General features: G+C 73.5%; 18 protein-coding genes. 8 read left to right on the forward strand and 10 right to left on the reverse strand.

Features of this window, described 5'->3' with window-relative positions; all coding sequences use genetic code 11:
• Positions 1-33: 33 nt before the first annotated feature.
• The 7 genes from OG332_RS18320 to OG332_RS18350 all read right to left on the reverse strand — a co-directional run bounded on the left by OG332_RS18320 (position 34) and on the right by OG332_RS18350 (position 9,775).
• Positions 34-1,377 (reverse strand): glycosyltransferase, encoded by a 1,344-nt coding sequence (locus OG332_RS18320; RefSeq protein WP_327414486.1) that lies wholly within the window; start codon positions 1,375-1,377, stop codon positions 34-36.
• Complete coding sequence (locus OG332_RS18325) at positions 1,374-2,150, reverse strand: polysaccharide deacetylase family protein (protein ID WP_327414487.1); 777 nt, start codon at positions 2,148-2,150, stop codon at positions 1,374-1,376. Before OG332_RS18325 ends, OG332_RS18320 begins: the two co-directional genes overlap by 4 nt.
• On the reverse strand, positions 2,140-4,152 hold the full coding sequence (locus tag OG332_RS18330) for a murein biosynthesis integral membrane protein MurJ (RefSeq protein ID WP_327414488.1): 2,013 nt from the start codon (positions 4,150-4,152) through the stop codon (positions 2,140-2,142). Before OG332_RS18330 ends, OG332_RS18325 begins: the two co-directional genes overlap by 11 nt.
• A 389-nt stretch (positions 4,153-4,541) precedes the next feature.
• Complete coding sequence (locus tag OG332_RS18335; protein WP_327414489.1) at positions 4,542-5,948, reverse strand: O-antigen ligase family protein; 1,407 nt, start codon at positions 5,946-5,948, stop codon at positions 4,542-4,544.
• Positions 5,948-7,471, reverse strand: coding sequence for an exopolysaccharide biosynthesis polyprenyl glycosylphosphotransferase (locus OG332_RS18340; RefSeq protein WP_442816171.1), 1,524 nt, complete (start codon positions 7,469-7,471; stop codon positions 5,948-5,950). The genes OG332_RS18335 and OG332_RS18340 overlap by 1 nt, the downstream gene beginning before the upstream one ends.
• Entirely contained in the window at positions 7,468-8,667 is a 1,200-nt protein-coding gene (locus tag OG332_RS18345; protein WP_327414490.1) for a glycosyltransferase, read from the reverse strand. Before OG332_RS18345 ends, OG332_RS18340 begins: the two co-directional genes overlap by 4 nt.
• 19 nt (positions 8,668-8,686) lie before the next feature.
• Positions 8,687-9,775 (reverse strand): DUF3344 domain-containing protein, encoded by a 1,089-nt coding sequence (locus OG332_RS18350; RefSeq protein ID WP_442816172.1) that lies wholly within the window; start codon positions 9,773-9,775, stop codon positions 8,687-8,689.
• Between the two features lie 174 nt (positions 9,776-9,949).
• On the opposite strand from OG332_RS18350, the gene OG332_RS18355 reads away from it, so the two are divergent.
• From OG332_RS18355 to OG332_RS18375, 5 genes are all read left to right on the forward strand, one after another.
• The gene (locus OG332_RS18355) at positions 9,950-10,204 is read left to right on the forward strand and encodes a chaplin (RefSeq protein ID WP_327414492.1); all 255 of its coding nucleotides are present in this window, start codon (positions 9,950-9,952) and stop codon (positions 10,202-10,204) included.
• A 118-nt stretch (positions 10,205-10,322) separates the two neighbouring features.
• Positions 10,323-10,733 carry a rodlin gene (locus tag OG332_RS18360; protein ID WP_327414493.1) on the forward strand — a complete coding sequence of 137 codons (411 nt, stop codon included), beginning with the start codon at positions 10,323-10,325 and terminating at the stop codon, positions 10,731-10,733.
• Positions 10,734-10,964: 231 nt separating this feature from the next.
• Positions 10,965-11,198, forward strand: coding sequence for a chaplin (locus tag OG332_RS18365; RefSeq protein ID WP_327414494.1), 234 nt, complete (start codon positions 10,965-10,967; stop codon positions 11,196-11,198).
• Positions 11,199-11,317: 119 nt separating this feature from the next.
• A complete protein-coding gene (locus OG332_RS18370) occupies positions 11,318-12,496 on the forward strand; it encodes a chaplin (protein ID WP_327414495.1) in 1,179 nt (392 codons plus the stop codon).
• Positions 12,497-12,686: 190 nt separating this feature from the next.
• Positions 12,687-13,034 carry a hypothetical protein gene (locus OG332_RS18375; protein WP_327414496.1) on the forward strand — a complete coding sequence of 116 codons (348 nt, stop codon included), beginning with the start codon at positions 12,687-12,689 and terminating at the stop codon, positions 13,032-13,034.
• A gap of 85 nt (positions 13,035-13,119) precedes the next feature.
• Here the strand turns inward: OG332_RS18375 and OG332_RS18380 are convergent, their stop codons facing one another.
• Complete coding sequence (locus OG332_RS18380) at positions 13,120-13,359, reverse strand: chaplin (RefSeq protein ID WP_327414497.1); 240 nt, start codon at positions 13,357-13,359, stop codon at positions 13,120-13,122.
• Positions 13,360-13,514: 155 nt separating this feature from the next.
• On the reverse strand, positions 13,515-14,009 hold the full coding sequence (locus tag OG332_RS18385; protein WP_327414498.1) for a hypothetical protein: 495 nt from the start codon (positions 14,007-14,009) through the stop codon (positions 13,515-13,517).
• A gap of 271 nt (positions 14,010-14,280) precedes the next feature.
• Between OG332_RS18385 and OG332_RS18390 the strand changes: the two genes are divergently transcribed.
• Positions 14,281-14,691 (forward strand): rodlin, encoded by a 411-nt coding sequence (locus tag OG332_RS18390; protein ID WP_327414499.1) that lies wholly within the window; start codon positions 14,281-14,283, stop codon positions 14,689-14,691.
• Between the two features lie 136 nt (positions 14,692-14,827).
• Here OG332_RS18390 and OG332_RS18395 read toward each other — a convergent pair whose 3' ends face one another.
• Complete coding sequence (locus OG332_RS18395; protein ID WP_327414500.1) at positions 14,828-15,469, reverse strand: vitamin K epoxide reductase family protein; 642 nt, start codon at positions 15,467-15,469, stop codon at positions 14,828-14,830.
• A 192-nt stretch (positions 15,470-15,661) separates the two neighbouring features.
• Here OG332_RS18395 and OG332_RS18400 point away from each other — a divergent pair, with 192 nt between their 5' ends.
• Both OG332_RS18400 and OG332_RS18405 read left to right on the forward strand, forming a co-directional pair.
• The gene (locus OG332_RS18400; protein WP_327414501.1) at positions 15,662-16,432 is read left to right on the forward strand and encodes a DUF6227 family protein; all 771 of its coding nucleotides are present in this window, start codon (positions 15,662-15,664) and stop codon (positions 16,430-16,432) included.
• 85 nt (positions 16,433-16,517) lie between these two features.
• A complete protein-coding gene (locus tag OG332_RS18405; RefSeq protein WP_442816173.1) occupies positions 16,518-17,606 on the forward strand; it encodes a CU044_5270 family protein in 1,089 nt (362 codons plus the stop codon).
• Positions 17,607-17,610: the final 4 nt, after the last annotated feature.

A 17,610-nucleotide genomic window follows, 5' to 3' on the forward strand; every position in this document is an offset into this window, starting at 1 on the left:
CCTGGGTGGAGGGTGGTTCGGGGAGGGGACGGATCAGCCGGTTCCGGTCGGGCTCTCCGCCGGTCCGGGTCCGACCGGCTTGCGCCGGGCACCAACGACGGTGCCGGTGGCGGTGGCGTCGCCGGGCACCCGCTCGGGCACGGCCGCACCCGGGACCGACGGGTCCGGGACCGACGCGGCCGGGCGGGACGCGTTCGGGTCCGACGGGCCGGCCGGACCCGGATCTGCCGGGCCCCGGGCGGCCCCGGCGGTGCCCGGCGCGGCCGAGAGGGCGAGGTCGTACACGTCCAGCAGCTGCCGGGCGCTGCGGGCGATGTCGTAGCGGCGGACCACCGGCGGCGGGGGCAGCCGGCGCGCTCCCGCCTCCATGTGCCCGCGCAGCGCCGCGACCAGTTCCTCGGTGCCGGTGCCGATGCGGCGGGCTCCGGGGGCCTGGGCGGCCGGCAGGTCGTCGATGGCCGGGCAGGTCACGTGCAGGACGGGGAGTCCGGCGGCCAGCGCCTCCACGACCGCGAGCCCGAAGGCCTCCTCCCGCGACGGGGAGACGAAGACGTCCATGGCGGCCAGCAGCGCCGGGATGCCGGGGGTGCGGCCGTCCGCGCTGTCGCCCAGCGGGTCCCGCTCCCCGAGCAGGTGGATCCGGCTCTGCGCACCGAGCTCGGCGGCCAGCCGGCGCAGCCCCGCCCGTTCCGGCCCGTCCCCGGCCAGCAGCAGGTGAGCCCCGGGCAGCGCGGCCACGGCCCGTACCAGGACGTCGAACCGCTTGCCCGGGACCAGCCGCCCGACCCCGCCGACGACGAAGGCCCGTTCGGGCAGGCCGGTCCGGGCGCGGGTGGCCCGCCGGACGCCCTCCTCGAAGCGGAAGCGGACGGCCTCGATCCCGTTCGGTACGACGTGCACCCGCGCGGCCGGCACCCCCCACCCCTCCAGCCGGGCGGCGACGGTGTCGGACACGGCCACCGTGGCCGCGCCGAGGCGTTCGCTGGCCAGGTACAGCGCCCGTACCCCGCCGGACAGCGGCCGGCCCTCGATCTCGCCCTCGCCGAGGGAGTGTTCGGTGGCCACGGTCGCCCGGGCGCCCGCGAGCCGGGCCGCGAGGCGCCCGTACACGCAGGCCCGGTACAGGTGCGTGTGCACGAGGTCGTACTGGCCGCGCCGGATGAACCGCACCAGCCGCGGCAGCGCCCCCAGGTCCCGGTTGCCCCGCATCCCCAGGTGCACGACCCGGACCCCGTCGGCGCGCAGCCCCTCGGCCACCGGCCCGGGGTTGGTCAGCGTCAGCACGTCGCACTGCATCGGCATGTGCCGCAGCAGCAGCCGCAGTTGCTGCTCGGCACCGCCGACCCCGAGGCCGGTGATGATGTGCAGGGCCTTCACCGGTACACCGCCCGGCGCAGCTCCCGCGCCTGGTGGCGCAGCTGCTTGATGCGCAGCCGGGCGCCGCCGTCGGCCTGGCTGACGTGGGTGCGCGGCAGGGCGTGCGGGCCCGCGAGCCGCCCGGGGTCGATGGCGCAGGCGTAGCCGTAGCCGGCGGCGCGGGTGGCGTCGACGACCCGGGCGTCGAGGTGCCCGTAGGGGTAGCAGAACCCTCCGGGCAGGGTGCCGGTCAGCTCGCGCAGCAGGTCGCGGCTGCCCCGCAGTTCCTGCTGGAGGACGTCGTCGGCGGCCGCGGTGAGGTCCTGGTGGAGCAGCCCGTGCGAGCCGATCTCCTGTCCCGCGTCGGCGACCTCGCGGATGCCCTCGGCGGTGAGCAGGGACTTGCGCGGCCCCAGCGGGTCCCACACGTTGTCCACGCCGAGCCGCCCGGGCAGGACGAAGACGGTGGAGGTGCAGTCGTAGCGGCGCAGCAGCGGCAGCGCGTGGGTCAGGAAGTCGGTGTAGCCGTCGTCGAAGGTCAGCCCGACCAGCCCGGCGCCGTGGCCGGCCGCGCGGGCCCGGAGCAGTTCGCCGACCGAGACCCCGCGCAGGCCGCGGGAGCGCAGCCACACCAGCTGGGCCTCCAGGGCCCGCGGGGTCACGGTGATCCCGTACGGGTCCTCGGCGGGGTCGGTGAACTCGGCGACCGAGTGGTACATCAGGACCCACGGCGAAGCGGTCCGGCGGGCGGGGACCAGCACGGCGGCGGGGGCCGTGTCAGTGTCAGCGGACATTGCGGAACCTCTGCGTGAACTGGGAGATCTGACCGGGCAGGGCGGTGACTTCGAGGGCGCGTATGGCCATGCCGGTGGCTCCGAACATGGCCGGGACCAGCAGGCAGCCGAGGGCTGCGCTGAGCATCGGGTCGGGGATCATGGGCCCGGCGATCCAGCCGGTGACGCAGGCGGCGACGGCGGCCACGGCGAGCCGTCCGATGCTGACGGCGACCCGGCGGACCTGGATGGCGACGATCCGCGAGCCGAGTCCGGTGAGCAGCAGGGCGGCGGTGGTGGAGATGCCGGCGGCGTTGGCGGCGGCGATCCCGTAGGTGCCCCACCAGCCGACGGCGAAGGCTCCGGCCACGATGTTGACGAGCAGTCCGGCACCCATCGCGAACGCCGGGAACCAGGTGGGCCGGGCGGTCGAGAAGAAGGGCCGGGACAGTGCCCCGACGAGGCAGTGGCCGAGCAGTCCGAATCCGTAGACCCGCATGACGGAGGCGGTGGCGAGGGTGTCCTGGTGGGTGAAGGCGCCACGTTCGAAGAGGACCTGGATGATCTGGGGCGCGTACCCGATGACGAGGGCGGTGCCCATGAGGACGGCGAGCGAGGCCAGTGCGAGGTCCTGCTCCACCCGGCGCCGGGCCTTCTCCAGCTCCCCGCCGGCCATGGCCTGGGCGACGACGGGGAAGGTGACGGTGCAGATCATCAGGGAGAGCACCATCGGCATCTGCGCGACCTTCTGCGCGTAGTTGAGGTGCGAGATCGCCCCGGGCGGGAGCGAGGCGGCCAGGAACCGCTCGACGAGCACCTGCGACTGCCGGAAGACGGCGAAGAAGATCACGGGGGCGATGACCCCGAAGGCGATGAGGGTGGGGCGGTCGCGGTCGCGCTGGCTGCGCGGGGCACTCTTGGCGCGGGGCGGGCCGAAGCCCACGTTGCGGATGAAGGCGGGCAGCTGGACGAGGACCATGAGCAGTCCGCCGACGGCGACGCCCGCGGCGACCGCGCGCACGCCCCACAGGGCGTGCAGGGCGACCATGGTGCCGATGATCCCGACGTTGTACGAGACGTAGATCGCGGCGGGCGGCACGAAGGAACGGTGGGCCCGCAGTGCGGCGCTGAAGTATCCGGCGATGCCGAAGGAGATGACGGTCAGGGCCGTCATCCGGGTGCACTGGACGGCCAGTCCGGGGTCGGGCAGGCCGGGCGCGAGCACCGCGACGACCGCCGGCGCGGCCACGATGAGCACGGAGGCGACGGCGGCCACGAACACGGCGAGCCGGGGCAGGGTCGCCCCCACGAGCAGCCGTACGGGGTCCTGTGCGCGGGCCTCCATGCGGGTGAGGCCGGCCCGGCTGGCGGCCCGCCGGGCCAGGGCGTGGCTGAAGGCGGGCACCATCAGCAGCGCCATGGCGTCCTCGATGAGGAGCGTCGAGGCCATCTCGGGCACGGTCCAGGCGATCAGGAAGGCGTCGCTGTCGTGCCCGGCCCCGAAGAGGTGCGCGATGGTCTGGTCGCGCACCAGCCCGAACACTGCCCCGGCGGCGGTCAGCCCAGCCGTGACGGCGGCTGCCTTCGCCAGGAACCGCCCGAGCGGCGGACTCCCGCCGGGGGTGGCGGGATCGGGGAGCTCGGCGGACCCGCCCGTCCGGCCGGCGCGGGGGCCGGCGGAGCCGGCCGCCTGCCCCACCTGCCTGACCCCGCTCCTGCCGGGGGCGGCGGGCACGGACGCCTCACCGGCGCGCCGGACCTGGCCCAGCCTGCTGCCCGCAGGCGCCACCTGGGCTTCGGGTGCGTCGGCGGAGCCGCTCGCGGATCGCGCCGCCACCCGCACGCTGCGCTTCCCCGAGGCCCCGCCCGGATACCCGGCGGAGCCGAACAGGGGCTCCCGCACGGCGTGCTCACCACCCGGCAGGCCCCCGGCGACGAAACCCGGGTCCGCCGTGACCGGCACGGCGCCCCGCCGGCCCGGACGGCCTCCGGCGGCGAACCGCGGGGCTGCCGGAACCGGCACGGCCGGATCTCCCGCCGTCGCCGAACGGGGCGCCGCCCCGTGGCCGCCCGGGCCCGGCCGGCCCCCGACGGCAGAACCGGGGGCCGTCGGATCCGACCCACCGCCGGGTGCCCCGGCCACGGGAACGTTCCGTGCGTACCCGGCGGAGCCGAACAGGCCCTCCCGCACGGCAGACTCACCGCCCGGGGCGGCCCCCGCCGCGAACTCGGGGGCCGCAGGGCCCGCCGCGGCCGGAGCCCCGGTCGGATCCTGCCCGGCGTGGCGTCCGGCCGCGGAGCCGGTGAAGCCGGGCGCCGTCCGCGGGGGACGGGAGTCCGGGGCGGACGGGACACGGGTGTGGCCCGCCCCGGCCGGGGGGCCGGAGGCGGGCCGCCAAGGCGTGGTGTCCGTCACCGGCGGGCCGCAACCCCGGGGGCCCTACCCCGTGCACCCGCACCGCCGGCGGCCCCGGACACCGCAGCAGCCCCACGCAAGGGACCCGCGGCGCCCGGGGAGGGCAGCGCCCACCAGGCCGCCAGGCCGATGATCACTCCGGTCAGCACGGTGGACGGCCCCCCGATGTCGGCGTAGAGGAAGTCGGTCAGCTGCCACACGAACAGCCCCGTCGCGATCAGCCCGCAGTCCCGGATCCGCTCGCCGGCTGCGAGCCGCCGGAGCCCCGCGACCAGCAGCGCCGCCCAGCCGCCCGCCAGCGCGATCAGGCCGATCAGGCCCTGCTCGCTCAGGATCAGCAGGTACATGTTGTGAGGGGAGAGCAGCGGCTGGCGGATGTACGCCTGCCCCGCGCCCGCGGTGTCGCTGCCGGAGGAGAGCCCCAGCGAGGAGTGGCCGTCGCGGTGGGCGGGGAAGCCCTTGAGCCCCACCCCCACCGCCGGCCGCTCGCGCCACATCGACTCGGCCGCGGCCCACATCGTGTAGCGGTCGGTCACCGACTGGTCGGGGGCGCTGGAGACCTGGGTGATGGAGGTCAGTCGCTCGGCGACCATGTCGGAGCCGACGCCGAGCCCGCCCACCAGGACCACACCCGCCGCGGCGAGCGCGAGGAGCACCTTCAGTGCCCGCCGGATCCCGGCCAGCACCATCACCAGCACGGCCGCGCCGGCGGTGGCGATCCACACGCCCCGGCTGAACGACAGCACCAGCGGCAGCACCAGCACCAGCGCCACGCCCCCGGCGATCCGCCGGACCCGCTGCGGCAGCCCCGGCGCCAGCGCGACCGCGGTCGCCACGACCAGCCCGTACGCCACCACGGTGGCCATGCCCATGACGTCACCGGGGCCGAAGGTCCCCACGGCCCGGATGTTCTGGCCCTGGTAGGAGGCCCCGGTGTGGGTCGCGTACTGCACGACCCCCACCGCGCCCTGCACCAGCGCCAGGACCACGAAGCACCCGGCGGCCAGCCGGAACTCCGCGGCGTCGCGCACCAGCAGCACCACGGCCGCCGGGACGAGCACGAAGACCTGGAGGTAGCGCACGAACCCGGGCAGGGCGGCGTACGGATCCCCCGCGGTCATCGTCGCGATCGCGAGGCCCACGGCCGGCGTGCCGAGCACCAGCACGCCCAGCGGGGTCAGCGTCCGCACCCGGCCGCGCAGCGCCTGCACCGCGCAGACGAACGCCAGCAGCAGCGAAGCGGCGTCGGCCGGGCCGACCTTCCCGGAGGCGGTCGCGTCCCCCGCCGGGAGCGGGGCGAGCAGGAACAGCACGGTCGCGGCCAGCGGCAGCAACGGCCAGTGCCGGCGCAGCAGTCCCGGCAGGTCGGGCCGGGCCCAGGGGCCGGTGAGGACGAGGCTCATCAGCTGCCCCCCAGCCGGAAGCGGAAGAAGGAGGCCGCGGTGCGGGCGAGGATCCACAGGTCCTGCCACAGCGACCAGGTGTCGATGTAGTGGTTGTCGAAGCGGGCCCGGTCCTCGATGGAGGTGTCCCCGCGCAGGCCGTTGATCTGGGCGAGGCCGGTGATGCCGACGGGCATCCGGTGGCGGGCCTCGTAGCCGGGGTGGACGGTGGAGAACTTGGCGACGAAGAAGGGCCGTTCGGGGCGCGGTCCGACGAGGCTCATGTCACCCCGTACGACGTTCCACAGCTGGGGCAGTTCGTCGAGCGAGGACTTGCGCAGGAAGGAGCCAACCGGGCTCATCCCGCGGTCGCCCGCGACGGTCCAGCGTGTGGCGGCCTCGTGCTCGTCGGCGCGCAGGGTACGGAACTTCAGCAGGGTGAAGGGGCGCCCGTACAGGCCGACCCGTTCCTGCCGGAAGATCACCCCCGGCCCGTCCCAGAGCCGTACGGCCAGCGCGCACAGACCCATCACGGGTGCGGCGGCGATCAGCGCGACCAGCGCCAGCACGGAGTCGATGCCCCGCTTGGCCCAGCGCTCCAGCGGCCGGGCCGGGCGCGGCAGCAGCGGCTGCACGGCGTACCCCCACAGCTGGTCGGCGGGGTGCGCGAGGCGCATCCCGGTGACCTTGGCGGTGCCGGCCGGGTCGGCGAGCCACAGCCGGCAGCCGTGGTCGTGGAAGAGCCGGACCAGGGAGGCGGTCCGCTCGTCCGCCTCGGGCGGGCGGGTGAACACCGCGTGCCGCACGGAGTTCTGGATGACCGCGCGCCGGATGTCCTCGTGGGTGGCGAGGTACGGCAGGGCGCCGCTGTCGGCCTCGGTGGCGGCCGCCGTGTCGGCGAGCCCGACCGGGCGCAGTCCGAACTCGGGGCGGCCGTGCAGGGCGGCGGCCACCGCGCTCGCCCCGGCGCCGGGTCCGACGACGAGGGCGGAGGCGGGCCGGCGCACGGCCGCGCGTCGCTGGAGCTGATTGACGAGGCCGCGTCCCGCGCAGGCCAGGACGACCTGCAGGCAGACGGCGGTGAAGAGGAGGTTCCAGCCCATGGCCCGGGCCGGGTCGACGGAGGCCAGTACGGCGGCCGCCCCGCACCACAGGACGGCGGACCGGCCGGCCAGCGCGGGCAGTTCGAGGAGTGCGGAGGGGGCGAGCCGCGGCCGGTACAGCCCGGCGTGTGCGTGCAGCGCGGCGAGCAGCACGGGGAGGGCGACGACGACCGGCGCCGCGACGGGGGCGGGCAGGGTCGTCGCGGTGAGTACGGCGGCCAGCGCGTCGGTGGTGAGCAGCGGCAGTACCCGGCCGCGGCGACGGACCCGCTGCGGGCGTACGGCGGACCTGGCCTGGTCCGTCCTGGGCCCGCGCGGGGGGTGGATGGCGGTCGCGGAACGGCGGGCCGCCGCGTGTGGCGCGGGCGCGAAGGCGCTGCCGCCGGCGGGCCCCGTGCCGCCCTGCCCGGTGTGCCGGGCGGGTGCGCTGTCCATCGTCATCGGCTGATGCGCTCCTGGTTCAAGGGCCGGGGTCTGCCCAGCAGTTCGTGGTACAGGCCGGTGACCGCTTCCGTGGTCCGCCGCACGTCGAAGTCGGTCCGGGCGTGCTGCCGGGCCTGCTCCCCCAGTTCGGCGAGGAGCCGCGGCTCGGGGAGTAGCCGTCCCAGGGCCTTGGCCAGCGCCGTCGGGTCCTCCGGCGGCACGAGGCACAGGCGTCCCTGGCCGGGCGGCAGGCTCTCCCGGGCGCCGCTGACGTCGGAGACCAGGACCGGGCGACCGCAGGCCATGGCTTCGAGCGGGGCGAGCGCCATGCCTTCCCACCGCGACGGCAGTACAACGAGATCGGCGGCCCGAAGCCACGGTCGGATGTCGCCGGCGGCGCCCGCGAAGTGCACTCCGGGCGGGGCCGTGCGGCGCAGCCGTTCGGTGTCGGGGCCGTCGCCGACGAGGGCGAGGCGGGCTCCCGGGACGGTGCCCAGCAGCTCCGGCCAGGCCCGCAGCAGGATGTCCTGCCCCTTCTGGAGGCAGATCCGGCCCACGCAGACGGCGAGCGGACCCCCGTCCACCAGGCTGCCCCGGAAGGCGGCGGGCAGCGGCAGTTCGGAGCGTGCCCGGGCCCGGTCCTGTCCTGGGTCGGGTCCGCCGGGGCGGAAGTGCTCGAGGTCCACGCCGTTGCGGATCACCGACCACCGGGCGTTGACGCCCTCGGTCTCGCCCGCGCGGCGTTCGGCCTCGCTGACACAGAGCACCCGGTCGGCCCAGCGGACCCCGTACCGCTCCCAGCGCAGGGCGAGCGCGGCGGTGGCTCCGCCGACCGCGTCGAAGGACCAGGCGTGGGGCTGGAAGACGGTGGGCACGGCGCCGCGCGCGGCGAGCCGCCCGGCGAGTCCGGCCTTGGCGCTGTGGGCGTGCAGCAGGTCGGGCCGCACCTGGCGGAGCAGCCGCCGGGCGCCGATCAGCTCGGCGGGCAGCCCGGGCCCGGGGACCCGCCCGGCCCGCCAGGTGAGCACTTCGGCCCCGGCGGCGCGGGCTGCGTCGCCGAGGGTGCCGCCGGGCGGGCAGCCGACGACGGTGCGGAGGCCGTCGGCGGTCTGTGCGCGGACGAGGTCGGTGACGACCCTGGCCACGCCGCCGTCGACGGGCTGTACGAGATGGAGGACGGTCGTGGGCTGTGCCGCCCGAGGTTGTGTGGGCACGTGGAGTGGTCTCCTACGTTCAGCGGCGCGCGTCTGTCTGAACGAAGAGCACACCGAGGAAATGACCCTGACTTTCACCCGTGAACCTGAAGTTCAGGCTGCGGGCGCCACCGGACAGTGCGGGACTCAGGTCGAACACGTCCGCGTCATATCCGAGATTATTCATATGTTCGGGCTGTCGCACGAACGAGCGGTCTCCGAATTCCGAGATCGTGGAATTCATGACATCATTGAAAGGATTTTCTCCGTCGCTGAGGCTCACCCGGCGCCCACTGTCGGCCGTCACGGTGAGTGAATCTCCGAGGGTGCCCCGGTCCCCGTCGTACGCGACCACCCCGACCCGGCCCGAGGACCCGGCCGGCGCGTCCAGGCCCTCGATCTCGACCGTTCCGTCGCCCGCTCGGGCGGCGATCCCCTCGAAGCCGTCCCACAGCGAGATCCGGCGGACCGGCTCCTGCGGGTGCTCGTAGGCGACGACCAGCGTCCAGCCGCCCCAGGCCCCCACCTCGGAGTGGCCCATGGCGATGTTGAGCTGGGCGACCGTCCACATGCCGGCGCCGCCCTTGCGGACCAGCGGGGTCACGTCGGCGGAGGCCTGGTAGGCATCGCTGCCCGCGTCCGTGCGGTGACCCATCACGGTGTCGGCGAGGACCTCCTTGTACTCGCCGCTGGGCTCGGCGACCAGCACCCGGCCGTTGTCCTCCGGCGGCTTCTGCTCGCCCACCCGCAGGTTCCCGCCCCAGTAGAGACGGGCGTACGAGACCTTCGCGCCTTGGGGGACCTTGAGCTCGGCGCGGGTGGAGTTGTAGGTGTCCGGATCCTTGTCGACCTCGCTGTAGAACATCTCGAAGTCGCTGTTGACGCCGGCCGCGCCGCGCTTCACCTCGGCGCACGGCTCGGCCTGCGGGGACTCCTCCTTGCGGCAGCTGATGCCGGAGTTGGAGGCCCGTACCAGCCCGCCGTGCTGCACGGACTGGTAACGCTGGGTGAACGGCACCCGCGGCAGCTCCTTGGGAGCGGGCGCTGCCCACGCCGCCGGGGCGTTCACGGAAAGGGTCAGGCAGGACAGCAGACCAAGCGTGCCGAGGATTCTGCGGGAGGAACCCATGACCCTGTCTCCATTTTCGATCAAGGGGACAAAACAGGAGTGAACTTTGGCAGAAATCAAGCGGGAAATCACGCCGGACTCGCTCGTACGGCCTTTTGGGCGATGGCACGCACCCTCGGAACGGGCGAGTCGTTATGCCGTGCACCATTGCTCGAACCGAAAGGAAATACGGAGATGAAGAAGAGGCTGGTGCGCGGCACCACCATCGCCGTCGCGGGCGCCGCCATGCTGATGGGCGGCGCGGGCCTCGCCTCCGCGCACGGCGGGGACGGAGCGACGGCCAAGGGCTTCACCGGCGGGTCCCCCGGCGTCCTGAGCGGCAACCTGCTCCAGGTCCCCGTCGACGACCCGGTGAACGTCTGCGGCAACACCGTGAACGTGATCGCCCTCCTGAACCCCTCGTTCGGCAACACCTGTGTGAACGCCTGACCGTCAACCGCGTCGGCCGAAACGGCTGCATCCGGGTGAATACACGCAACCCGAGCCGGGGCCGAGCCGTTGATCCGGGTGCTCCGCTACCGGGCAATCCTGCAAAAAAGGGACCACAATGATCAAGAAGATGATGGCCTCGGCCGCGGTTGCCGCCTCGGTCGTGGGCATCGGTGCCGCCATGGCCCCCCAGGCGATGGCCATCGGCAACGACGGCGGCGTCACCAGCGTCAACGGAAACAACGCCGCGCAGATCTACGGCAACCAGGCCACCTACGGCAACATGAGCCCGCAGATGGCGCTGATCCAGGGCTCCTTCAACAAGCCCTGCATCGCCCTCCCCGCGAAGGCCAACGTGCAGTCCGTCCTGGCCCTGGTCAACATCGGCGTCCAGGACATCCCGGTCCTGTCCAGCCCCCAGACCCAGCAGTGCACCGAGAACTCCACCCAGGCCAAGGGCGACGAAGCCCTCTCGCACATCCTGGACAACATTCCGGTCCTGTCCGGCAACGTCTCCCAGGGCAGCTGACCCGAGCCGCGCCATCGAGGCCGCCGCACCTTCGGGTCGCGGCGGCCTCGCCGCGTGTGAAGCGCGCCGCCCGCGAAATTCACGACGCGAATCCGCCGGCCACCCCGAATTCAAGCCGGGCATCGGAGTGAATTGCCGGCCACCCGCCGAAAATGTGCGGTTTCTTTTTCCCGGGCCGCTCGTTGTTAATTCTGCAGTGGATACGCCCCTGCGGGAAGGATCGAAATCAAAATGACGTACAAGAAGGCAGTGGTGCTGGCCGCCGGCGCCCTGATGGCAGTCGGTGCAGCCTCCCCCGCCATGGCCGACGCGGACGCCGCGGGCAAGGCCGTGGGCTCCCCCGGCGTCCTGTCCGGCAACCTGCTCCAGTTTCCGGTGCACGTCCCGGTCAACGTCTGCGGCAACACCGTGAACGTCATCGCGCTGCTGAACCCCTCGTTCGGCAACGTCTGCGTCAACGCCTGACGAAGCGCCTGCCCGCAAGGGCAAACCTCCTCGGGGTGGCCTCGGAGTGCACGGCGGTGCACTCCGAGGCCACCTTCGATTCAGCACCGGCCGCAGCGCCGGTAGACAGGGAAGGACCCATGCGACAGGTACTGAGCCGACAGGTACTGGGCAAGGGGATGCTCACGGCGGCGGCCGCGTCGAGCCTGCTGTCCATCGCGACCGGCGCGGCGTACGCGCACCCCGGGGCGACGGCCGAGGTCTCGCATTCGCCGGGTGTGCTGGCCGGCAACAGCGTCTCGGTACCGATCACCTTCGCGCCGAACGTGTGCGGCAACAGCGTGGACGGCGGTGCGGCGCTCAACCCCGCGATGGGGAACACCTGCGCCGCCTCGACCGGCTCGCACACCGACGACGGCTACGGCTACGGGCGCTACCTCAGCCCCGAGAACGCCGAGGCCTTCGAGCGCTACCTCGAAGAGCGCCCGGGCCGGCACGCGGTACCGGAACAGCGCCAGGAGTCGCGCCCCCACGAGGCACCGCGGCACGAGGCGTCCCGGAACGACGGGCCCCGCCCCGGGGGTCCCCGGCACGCGAAGCCGCGCCACGAGGAGCCGCGCCACGAGGGCGGCTACGGCGAGGAGCAAGGCAAGGAGGAGGAGTGCGACGACCACCCCGGGTCCGCGCCGCCTCCGCCCGAGCACCACGCGCCCTCGCCCTCGCCCGAAGAGCCGCACCCGATGCCGGAGCCCGTGGAGGAGCAGCCCGCCCCGCTGCCCACCCCGGAGCCGGTCCGGGAGGCGCCCGCGCCGCCCGCCGAGGAGGCCCCGGCACCGGAGGCCCCCGCCGAGGAGGCTCCGGCCCCGCTCCCCGCACCGGAGCCCGCCCCGGCACCGGCCGAGGAGCCGCCGCATACGCTTCCGGCTCCGGCGCCCGGCCCGGCACCGCAGGCCCCGGCCCCCGTCGTGGACGAGGGTCCCGCGCCCCGGCCGCCGCACGGGAGCCAGCCCGTGGAGCACCCGGCGCCCGTCCCCGCGCCGGCACCCGGGGTCGTACCGCCCGCGGACCAGCCGCCGGCCGCCCCCGCCGGTGACACCCCCGTCCACCTGCCCCCGGCTCCGGTCCCGGCCGCCCCTGCTCCGGCTCCCGCCCCGGTCCCGGCGCAGACTCCCGTACCCGCTCCGGTTCCCGCTCCGGCGCACGTGAGCGCGCCCATGCTGGCGGAGACCGGCGCGGGTCAGCCCGCGGCCGCGGCGGCCCTCGCCACGGCTCTCATCCTGGGCGGCGCCATTCTGTACCGGCGGTCCCGTATCGCCTGACGGGCAATAACGGTAATAAGAAGAAAGGCCGGAGAATCCTCGTCGGATTCTCCGGCCGCTGCCATGACCGCGTTCTCCACCACGCACTCGTCCGCGTTTCCGCAGCGGCGGGTAATCGTTACCCAGGGCGAAAGCGGTGCGACGGTCGCCGCTGACGCCGCTGCCCACGGAAAAGAATAGGATTTCGATAATGAAGCTCACGAAGGTCGCCGCTGTCGTCGCCGGCTCGGTCGCCGCCCTCGGCGCCTCCACCACCGCCTTCGCCGCCGAGCCCCCGGCCGCGATGCCCCCCATGAGCCTGACCAGCGGGGCGACGGAGGCGCTCAACGCCGTCGGGCCGTTCACCGAGTCGGCCCCGCAGACGGTGGGCAACGCGCTGGCCGAACAGGGCGAGTCCGTCAACAAGGTCGTGGACACGGCCCAGCGGGTCAACAAGGTCCGCAACGAAGTGCCCGGCACCGTGCTCGGCCTCGCGAACGGCGCCACCCAGACGTCCCCGCTGCTCGGCGGAGTGAAGCTCAACGGCGGCCAGGGCTGAACCGCCCCGGCTGAAACGCGTACCGACACGACTGTGGGCGCCACCGGCGAGGCCGGGGCGCCCACAGTCGGTCGTGCGGTGAACGTCAGTCGTTGAAGCAGTGGTTGCCGAACGCCGGGTTCAGCGCACCGATGAAGTTCACGGTGTTGCCGCAGACGTTGACCGGGACGTGCACCGGAACCTGGAGCAGGTTGCCGGACAGGACGCCGGGGGAACCCACGGCCGCGCCCTCGGCCTGCGAGTCGGCGACGGCGGAGCCGGCGGCACCGGCCGCAGCGAGACCAGCGGTGGCCAGGACCAGGGCGGCCTTCTTGGCAGAGTTCATGGGAAGTGCACCTTCTGTTCGATGTTCTGCCCCGATCCGGGGCTCACACCGAGCGAAACGGTTCACCCTCCCATGACGACACGGCCACGCGCACGATCAGACCTGTTCGGCTCAATTGTCGTAACCATGCGACGGGTTCCCGGTCGTCCCCCGCCCTACGGCAGGACGGGAACGTCGGGGAGATCCGGGATCACGGGGAGCTCGGGGACCGCGGGAAGCTCGGGGACCGCGGGAAGCTCAGGGACCGCGGGAAGCTCAGGGACCGCGGGAAGCTCAGGGACCGCGGGAAGCTCAGGGACCGCAGGCACTCCGGGGATCAGACCGGACAGGTCGGGGAGCTGCAGGTCCGGGAGCTTCGGCAGTTCGATCGGCGGCAGTTTCACCCCGTCCGGCAGCAGGCCTCCCACGGACGCGAGCAGGTCCTGCAGGGTCTTGGTGAGGCCCGCGAGCAGGTCGTCGATCGGACCGGCCGCCGCCGCACGCCGCTCGATCTTGTCGACCTGCTGCTGGACGGAGGCCACTCGACCGTTGAGCGCGGCGGAGCCGTCACCCTCCGCGGCGCCCGCGGGGGCGGCCGCGCCGGACAGTATGACGACGGCGAGGACCGACGGGACGAGGAGGCGGGCGCGGGACGGCTTCGTGTGACGCATGAGCGTTCCTTCTGGCTGGCGGCACAGAAACGGACCCGAATGATCCGCTTCTTCACCCACCGTGCGAACACCTCGCACGGAGCGCAACCGGAACCTGAGCGCGTGCTGGCTGCGTACGGGCTTCGCGCACGCGTCCGCAGGCCACTCACCCGGGCCGGGGAAAAACTCGGCGCGCGCACGCCGTTTGAGTGAAGGACCGGAACCAACCCCCTGGCAGGGCAGTTGACCAGGGCGCTCCATCAGCGGGCACTCGTGCGACAGAAGGATCAAGATGTTCAAGAAGTTCATGACCGCCGCCGCGGTCTCCGCCGTTGCCGTCGGCGCGGGCGCTGCTGCTGCGGCCCCGGCCATGGCGATCGGCAACGACGGCGGGGTCACCACCGTCAACGGCAACGGTTCCCAGCAGATCTACGGCAACCAGAAGACCCACGGCGACCTGAGCCCGCAGCTCGGCCTGGTCCAGGGCACCCTGAACAAGCCCTGCATCGGCCTGCCGGCGAAGGTCAACGCCCAGTCGCTGATCGCCGCGCTCAACATCGGCGTCCAGGACATCCCGATCGCGTCGAACCCGCAGAACCAGCAGTGCACCGAGAACTCCACCCAGGCCAAGGGCGACGAGACGCTCTCCCACATCCTGGACAACATCCCGATCCTGTCGGGCAACGCCTCCGTCGGCAGCTGATTTCCGCTCCCCGCTCCCTTCGGGGCGATCGCGGGCCCCTGCGCCCGCGGAGCGAGGTGACGAAGTGACGAGGGCCCCGGCGGCGTCCAGCCGCCGGGGCCCTCGCACGTGCCGTGCCGTGGCGTTCCGCCCGCGGTCAGCCGGTCCAGAAGTCCCACCACCGGGTGAGGACCAGCATGCCGATCACTCCGATGTGCAGGGCGGGCGGGGCCCAGCCGAACTCGGTGAAGAAGCCCCGCAGCGGGCCGGGGGCGGGGAGGGCGCGCGTACGGACGTTGTGCGCGGTGACCGCCCAGAACATCAGCAGGGTCGCCACCCAGGCCAGGCAGCACCACAGGCAGAGCGCGTTGATCTCGTAGAGCGACTGGACCATCAGCCAGGTGCAGAAGCCGACGCCGAAGAGCGTGCCGGCGTTCAGTCCGAGCCAGAACCAGCCGCGGTAGCGGGCGCCGGCCAACAGCCCCGCGCCGACGCAGACCACGACGGCGTACCCGGCGAGCCCCAGCATCGGGTTGGGGAAGCCGAAGGCCGCCGCCTGCTCGCTCTGCATCACGCTGCCGCACGAGACGACCGGGTTCAGACTGCAGGCGGGCTTGAAGTCCGGGTCCTCCAGCAGGAGGAACTTGTCGAGGGTGATCACCCAGGAGGCCAGCAGCCCGGCCGCCCCAGTGAGGGCCAGCAGCCAGGCCAACCCCTTGGGCGGGGTGTCCCGTTCGCCCTCGTATCCACTGCGGGGCCGTTCCTGCCGGCGCGGGACGCCCACTGTATTCGTTGCCATGCGGCCCATAGTCCCGCGCTCCCGCACAGAGCGGGCCTAACCGTGCCCATCCGTACGCAAGTTGACCTGAAGGGGTGGCGGGAACCTCCGATGCTTCCCGGACGTTTTACCGAACCCCGGACGTGATGTCAGAGCCAGGGGTTACGTTGAGCTTCCGCGAAGTGACAAGCTGCGACGGCCTGGAGACCCACCTTGAGCGATCCGTACGAGACAACCGAGGCGCACCTCGAACGACTCCTCGGCCGCGCCCTCAACTCCTTCGACCTGCCGGACAGGTTGGTCGAGCGCCTGGGCACGGCGCTCGCCCACAGCTCTTCGCTCTACACCACCCACCACAGCCCGGAGACGGGGATCTGGCGGGAGACCCACCGGCACACCTACCTGCTGGCCGACGGCGGTTCGGTCTCCCTGTGGGAGCTGGCGTACCTGCTGGAGGGTGACCGCAGGGTGCGCCACGAGGTCTTCGCGAGCAAGGCGGAAACCTGCCTGGCGGTGTCCCGGCTGTTCGGAGAGGCCTCTGCCGGGGCGGCCCCCGATCCGGTGCTGCTGCCCGGAGACGAGGAGCCGGAGAACGACATGGCGGTGCTGAGCGAGCTGTTCGCGTGCCCGGCGCCGGCCCGGCGGCACCGGGAGTACGCGGTCGAGCAGTCCGCCGACCACGCCCGGCGGGTGCTGCGCCGCGCGGAGAACGGGGACCGGCCCGGCGAGCCGGTGGCGGCGCTGCTGCGGTCGGCGTACGCGCACCAGATCACGCAGGCGTTCGGCGGCCGGCAGCCCCTGTCGGACGGGCGGGACGCCGGCTTCAGCCTGTACGAGCACGCCTTCGTGCTGGTGGACGGGACCGAGGTCAGCCTCTGGGAGGTGGAGCACACGGCGACGCCCGACGGACGGCACATGTGCGAGGTGTACGAGAGCGAGGCGGCCGCGCGCGAAGCCATGGAACTGCGCGCCCGCGTGCGCTGACGCTCCCGCCGGGGTCGGCGGGGTGAGCCGCGCCCCGAGGGCGGCTCCTCCGGAACGGGACACGACCGGAACCGGATGAGAACAGGTGGGAACTCGGCGGTCGCCCGCGACAGACATATGGCGACCGCGCGAACGCGGTCCGGTCCGCACCGAGCTCTCCGCGGGCCGCCACCGGTTCCCCAAGGAGCGCCCGATGGCCCAGATCCACGAAGACCTCCGAGCCGCCGCCCCCGCCACCAGGTCGCGCAACCCGTTCCTGCGTCCTGCGGTCCTCGTGCCCGCCGCGGCCTTCGCCCTGGCCGGCGCGCTCGCCGCCGGCTTCCTCTCCTACGTGGACCGGGGCGCCGCGGACGGACCCGGCTCCACGATCGCCACCGGCCCGGCGCTGACCACGCGGATCGGCACCGCCGACCCCCAGGGCACGCCGCAGCTCCTGGACCGCATCTCCCTGGCCGCCGCCTCCTCTTCCCCTTCCTCCGGCCCGGCGGTGCGCGCGGACCAGTTCGTCTACATCGGAAGCAGGACGGCCACCACCTACGTGAAAACCGTCGACGGCAAGAACACCCTGGTCAGCGAAGAACTGCACATGCGCCACCAGTGGAACTCCCCGGACGGCGCCAAGGGCTGGCTGATCGAGCCCGGCAACACCGGCCCGGAGGGGGTGACCCTGGAGGGGACCGACGAGATGGGCCAGGCCCCGACGCCGAACCTCAACGCGCCCAGCCACGCCTACCTCGCCGGGCTGCCCACCGACCCCGAGGTGCTGCTGCGGCGGATCTACGAGGAGACCAGGGGCCGCGGCACCAGCCCCGACCAGCAGGCCTTCACCACGATCGGCGACCTGCTGCGCGGCAGCCACCCGCCGGCCGGGCTCACGGCCGCGCTCTACAAGGCAGCGGCGAAGATCCCCGGTGTGGTGACGGTGGACGACGCGGTCGACGCCGCAGGCCGGCACGGGCTCGCGGTCGCCCGGCTCGACGAGCAGTCCGGCCAGCGCGAAGAGTGGATCTTCGATAGCCAGACCCTCGCGTTCCTCGGCGAGCGCACGGTCCAGGTGCAGGGCGAGTCCGGGGATCAGGGCCTGATCAAGCCCGGCACGGTCGTGTTCACCAACGCCGTCGTGACCCGGGCGGTCGTCGACCGGATCAAGGAGCTGCCGGCCGCAGCCGGCTGACCGC

This window comes from Streptomyces sp. NBC_01233 (assembly GCF_035989305.1).
Classification (GTDB): Bacteria; Actinomycetota; Actinomycetes; order Streptomycetales; family Streptomycetaceae; genus Streptomyces.

Coding starts and splice junctions, on each gene's coding strand:
- OG332_RS18335 (WP_327414489.1), bottom strand. CDS start 5,948: ATGAGCCTCGTCCTCACCGGCCCCTGGGCCCGGCCCGACCTGCCGGGA.
- OG332_RS18360 (WP_327414493.1), top strand. CDS start 10,323: ATGATCAAGAAGATGATGGCCTCGGCCGCGGTTGCCGCCTCGGTCGTG.
- OG332_RS18385 (WP_327414498.1), bottom strand. CDS start 14,009: ATGCGTCACACGAAGCCGTCCCGCGCCCGCCTCCTCGTCCCGTCGGTC.
- OG332_RS18375 (WP_327414496.1), top strand. CDS start 12,687: ATGAAGCTCACGAAGGTCGCCGCTGTCGTCGCCGGCTCGGTCGCCGCC.
- OG332_RS18390 (WP_327414499.1), top strand. CDS start 14,281: ATGTTCAAGAAGTTCATGACCGCCGCCGCGGTCTCCGCCGTTGCCGTC.
- OG332_RS18325 (WP_327414487.1), bottom strand. CDS start 2,150: ATGTCCGCTGACACTGACACGGCCCCCGCCGCCGTGCTGGTCCCCGCC.
- OG332_RS18380 (WP_327414497.1), bottom strand. CDS start 13,359: ATGAACTCTGCCAAGAAGGCCGCCCTGGTCCTGGCCACCGCTGGTCTC.
- OG332_RS18365 (WP_327414494.1), top strand. CDS start 10,965: ATGACGTACAAGAAGGCAGTGGTGCTGGCCGCCGGCGCCCTGATGGCA.
- OG332_RS18395 (WP_327414500.1), bottom strand. CDS start 15,469: ATGGCAACGAATACAGTGGGCGTCCCGCGCCGGCAGGAACGGCCCCGC.
- OG332_RS18340 (WP_442816171.1), bottom strand. CDS start 7,471: ATGACGATGGACAGCGCACCCGCCCGGCACACCGGGCAGGGCGGCACG.
- OG332_RS18355 (WP_327414492.1), top strand. CDS start 9,950: ATGAAGAAGAGGCTGGTGCGCGGCACCACCATCGCCGTCGCGGGCGCC.
- OG332_RS18370 (WP_327414495.1), top strand. CDS start 11,318: ATGCGACAGGTACTGAGCCGACAGGTACTGGGCAAGGGGATGCTCACG.
- OG332_RS18350 (WP_442816172.1), bottom strand. CDS start 9,775: ATGGGTTCCTCCCGCAGAATCCTCGGCACGCTTGGTCTGCTGTCCTGC.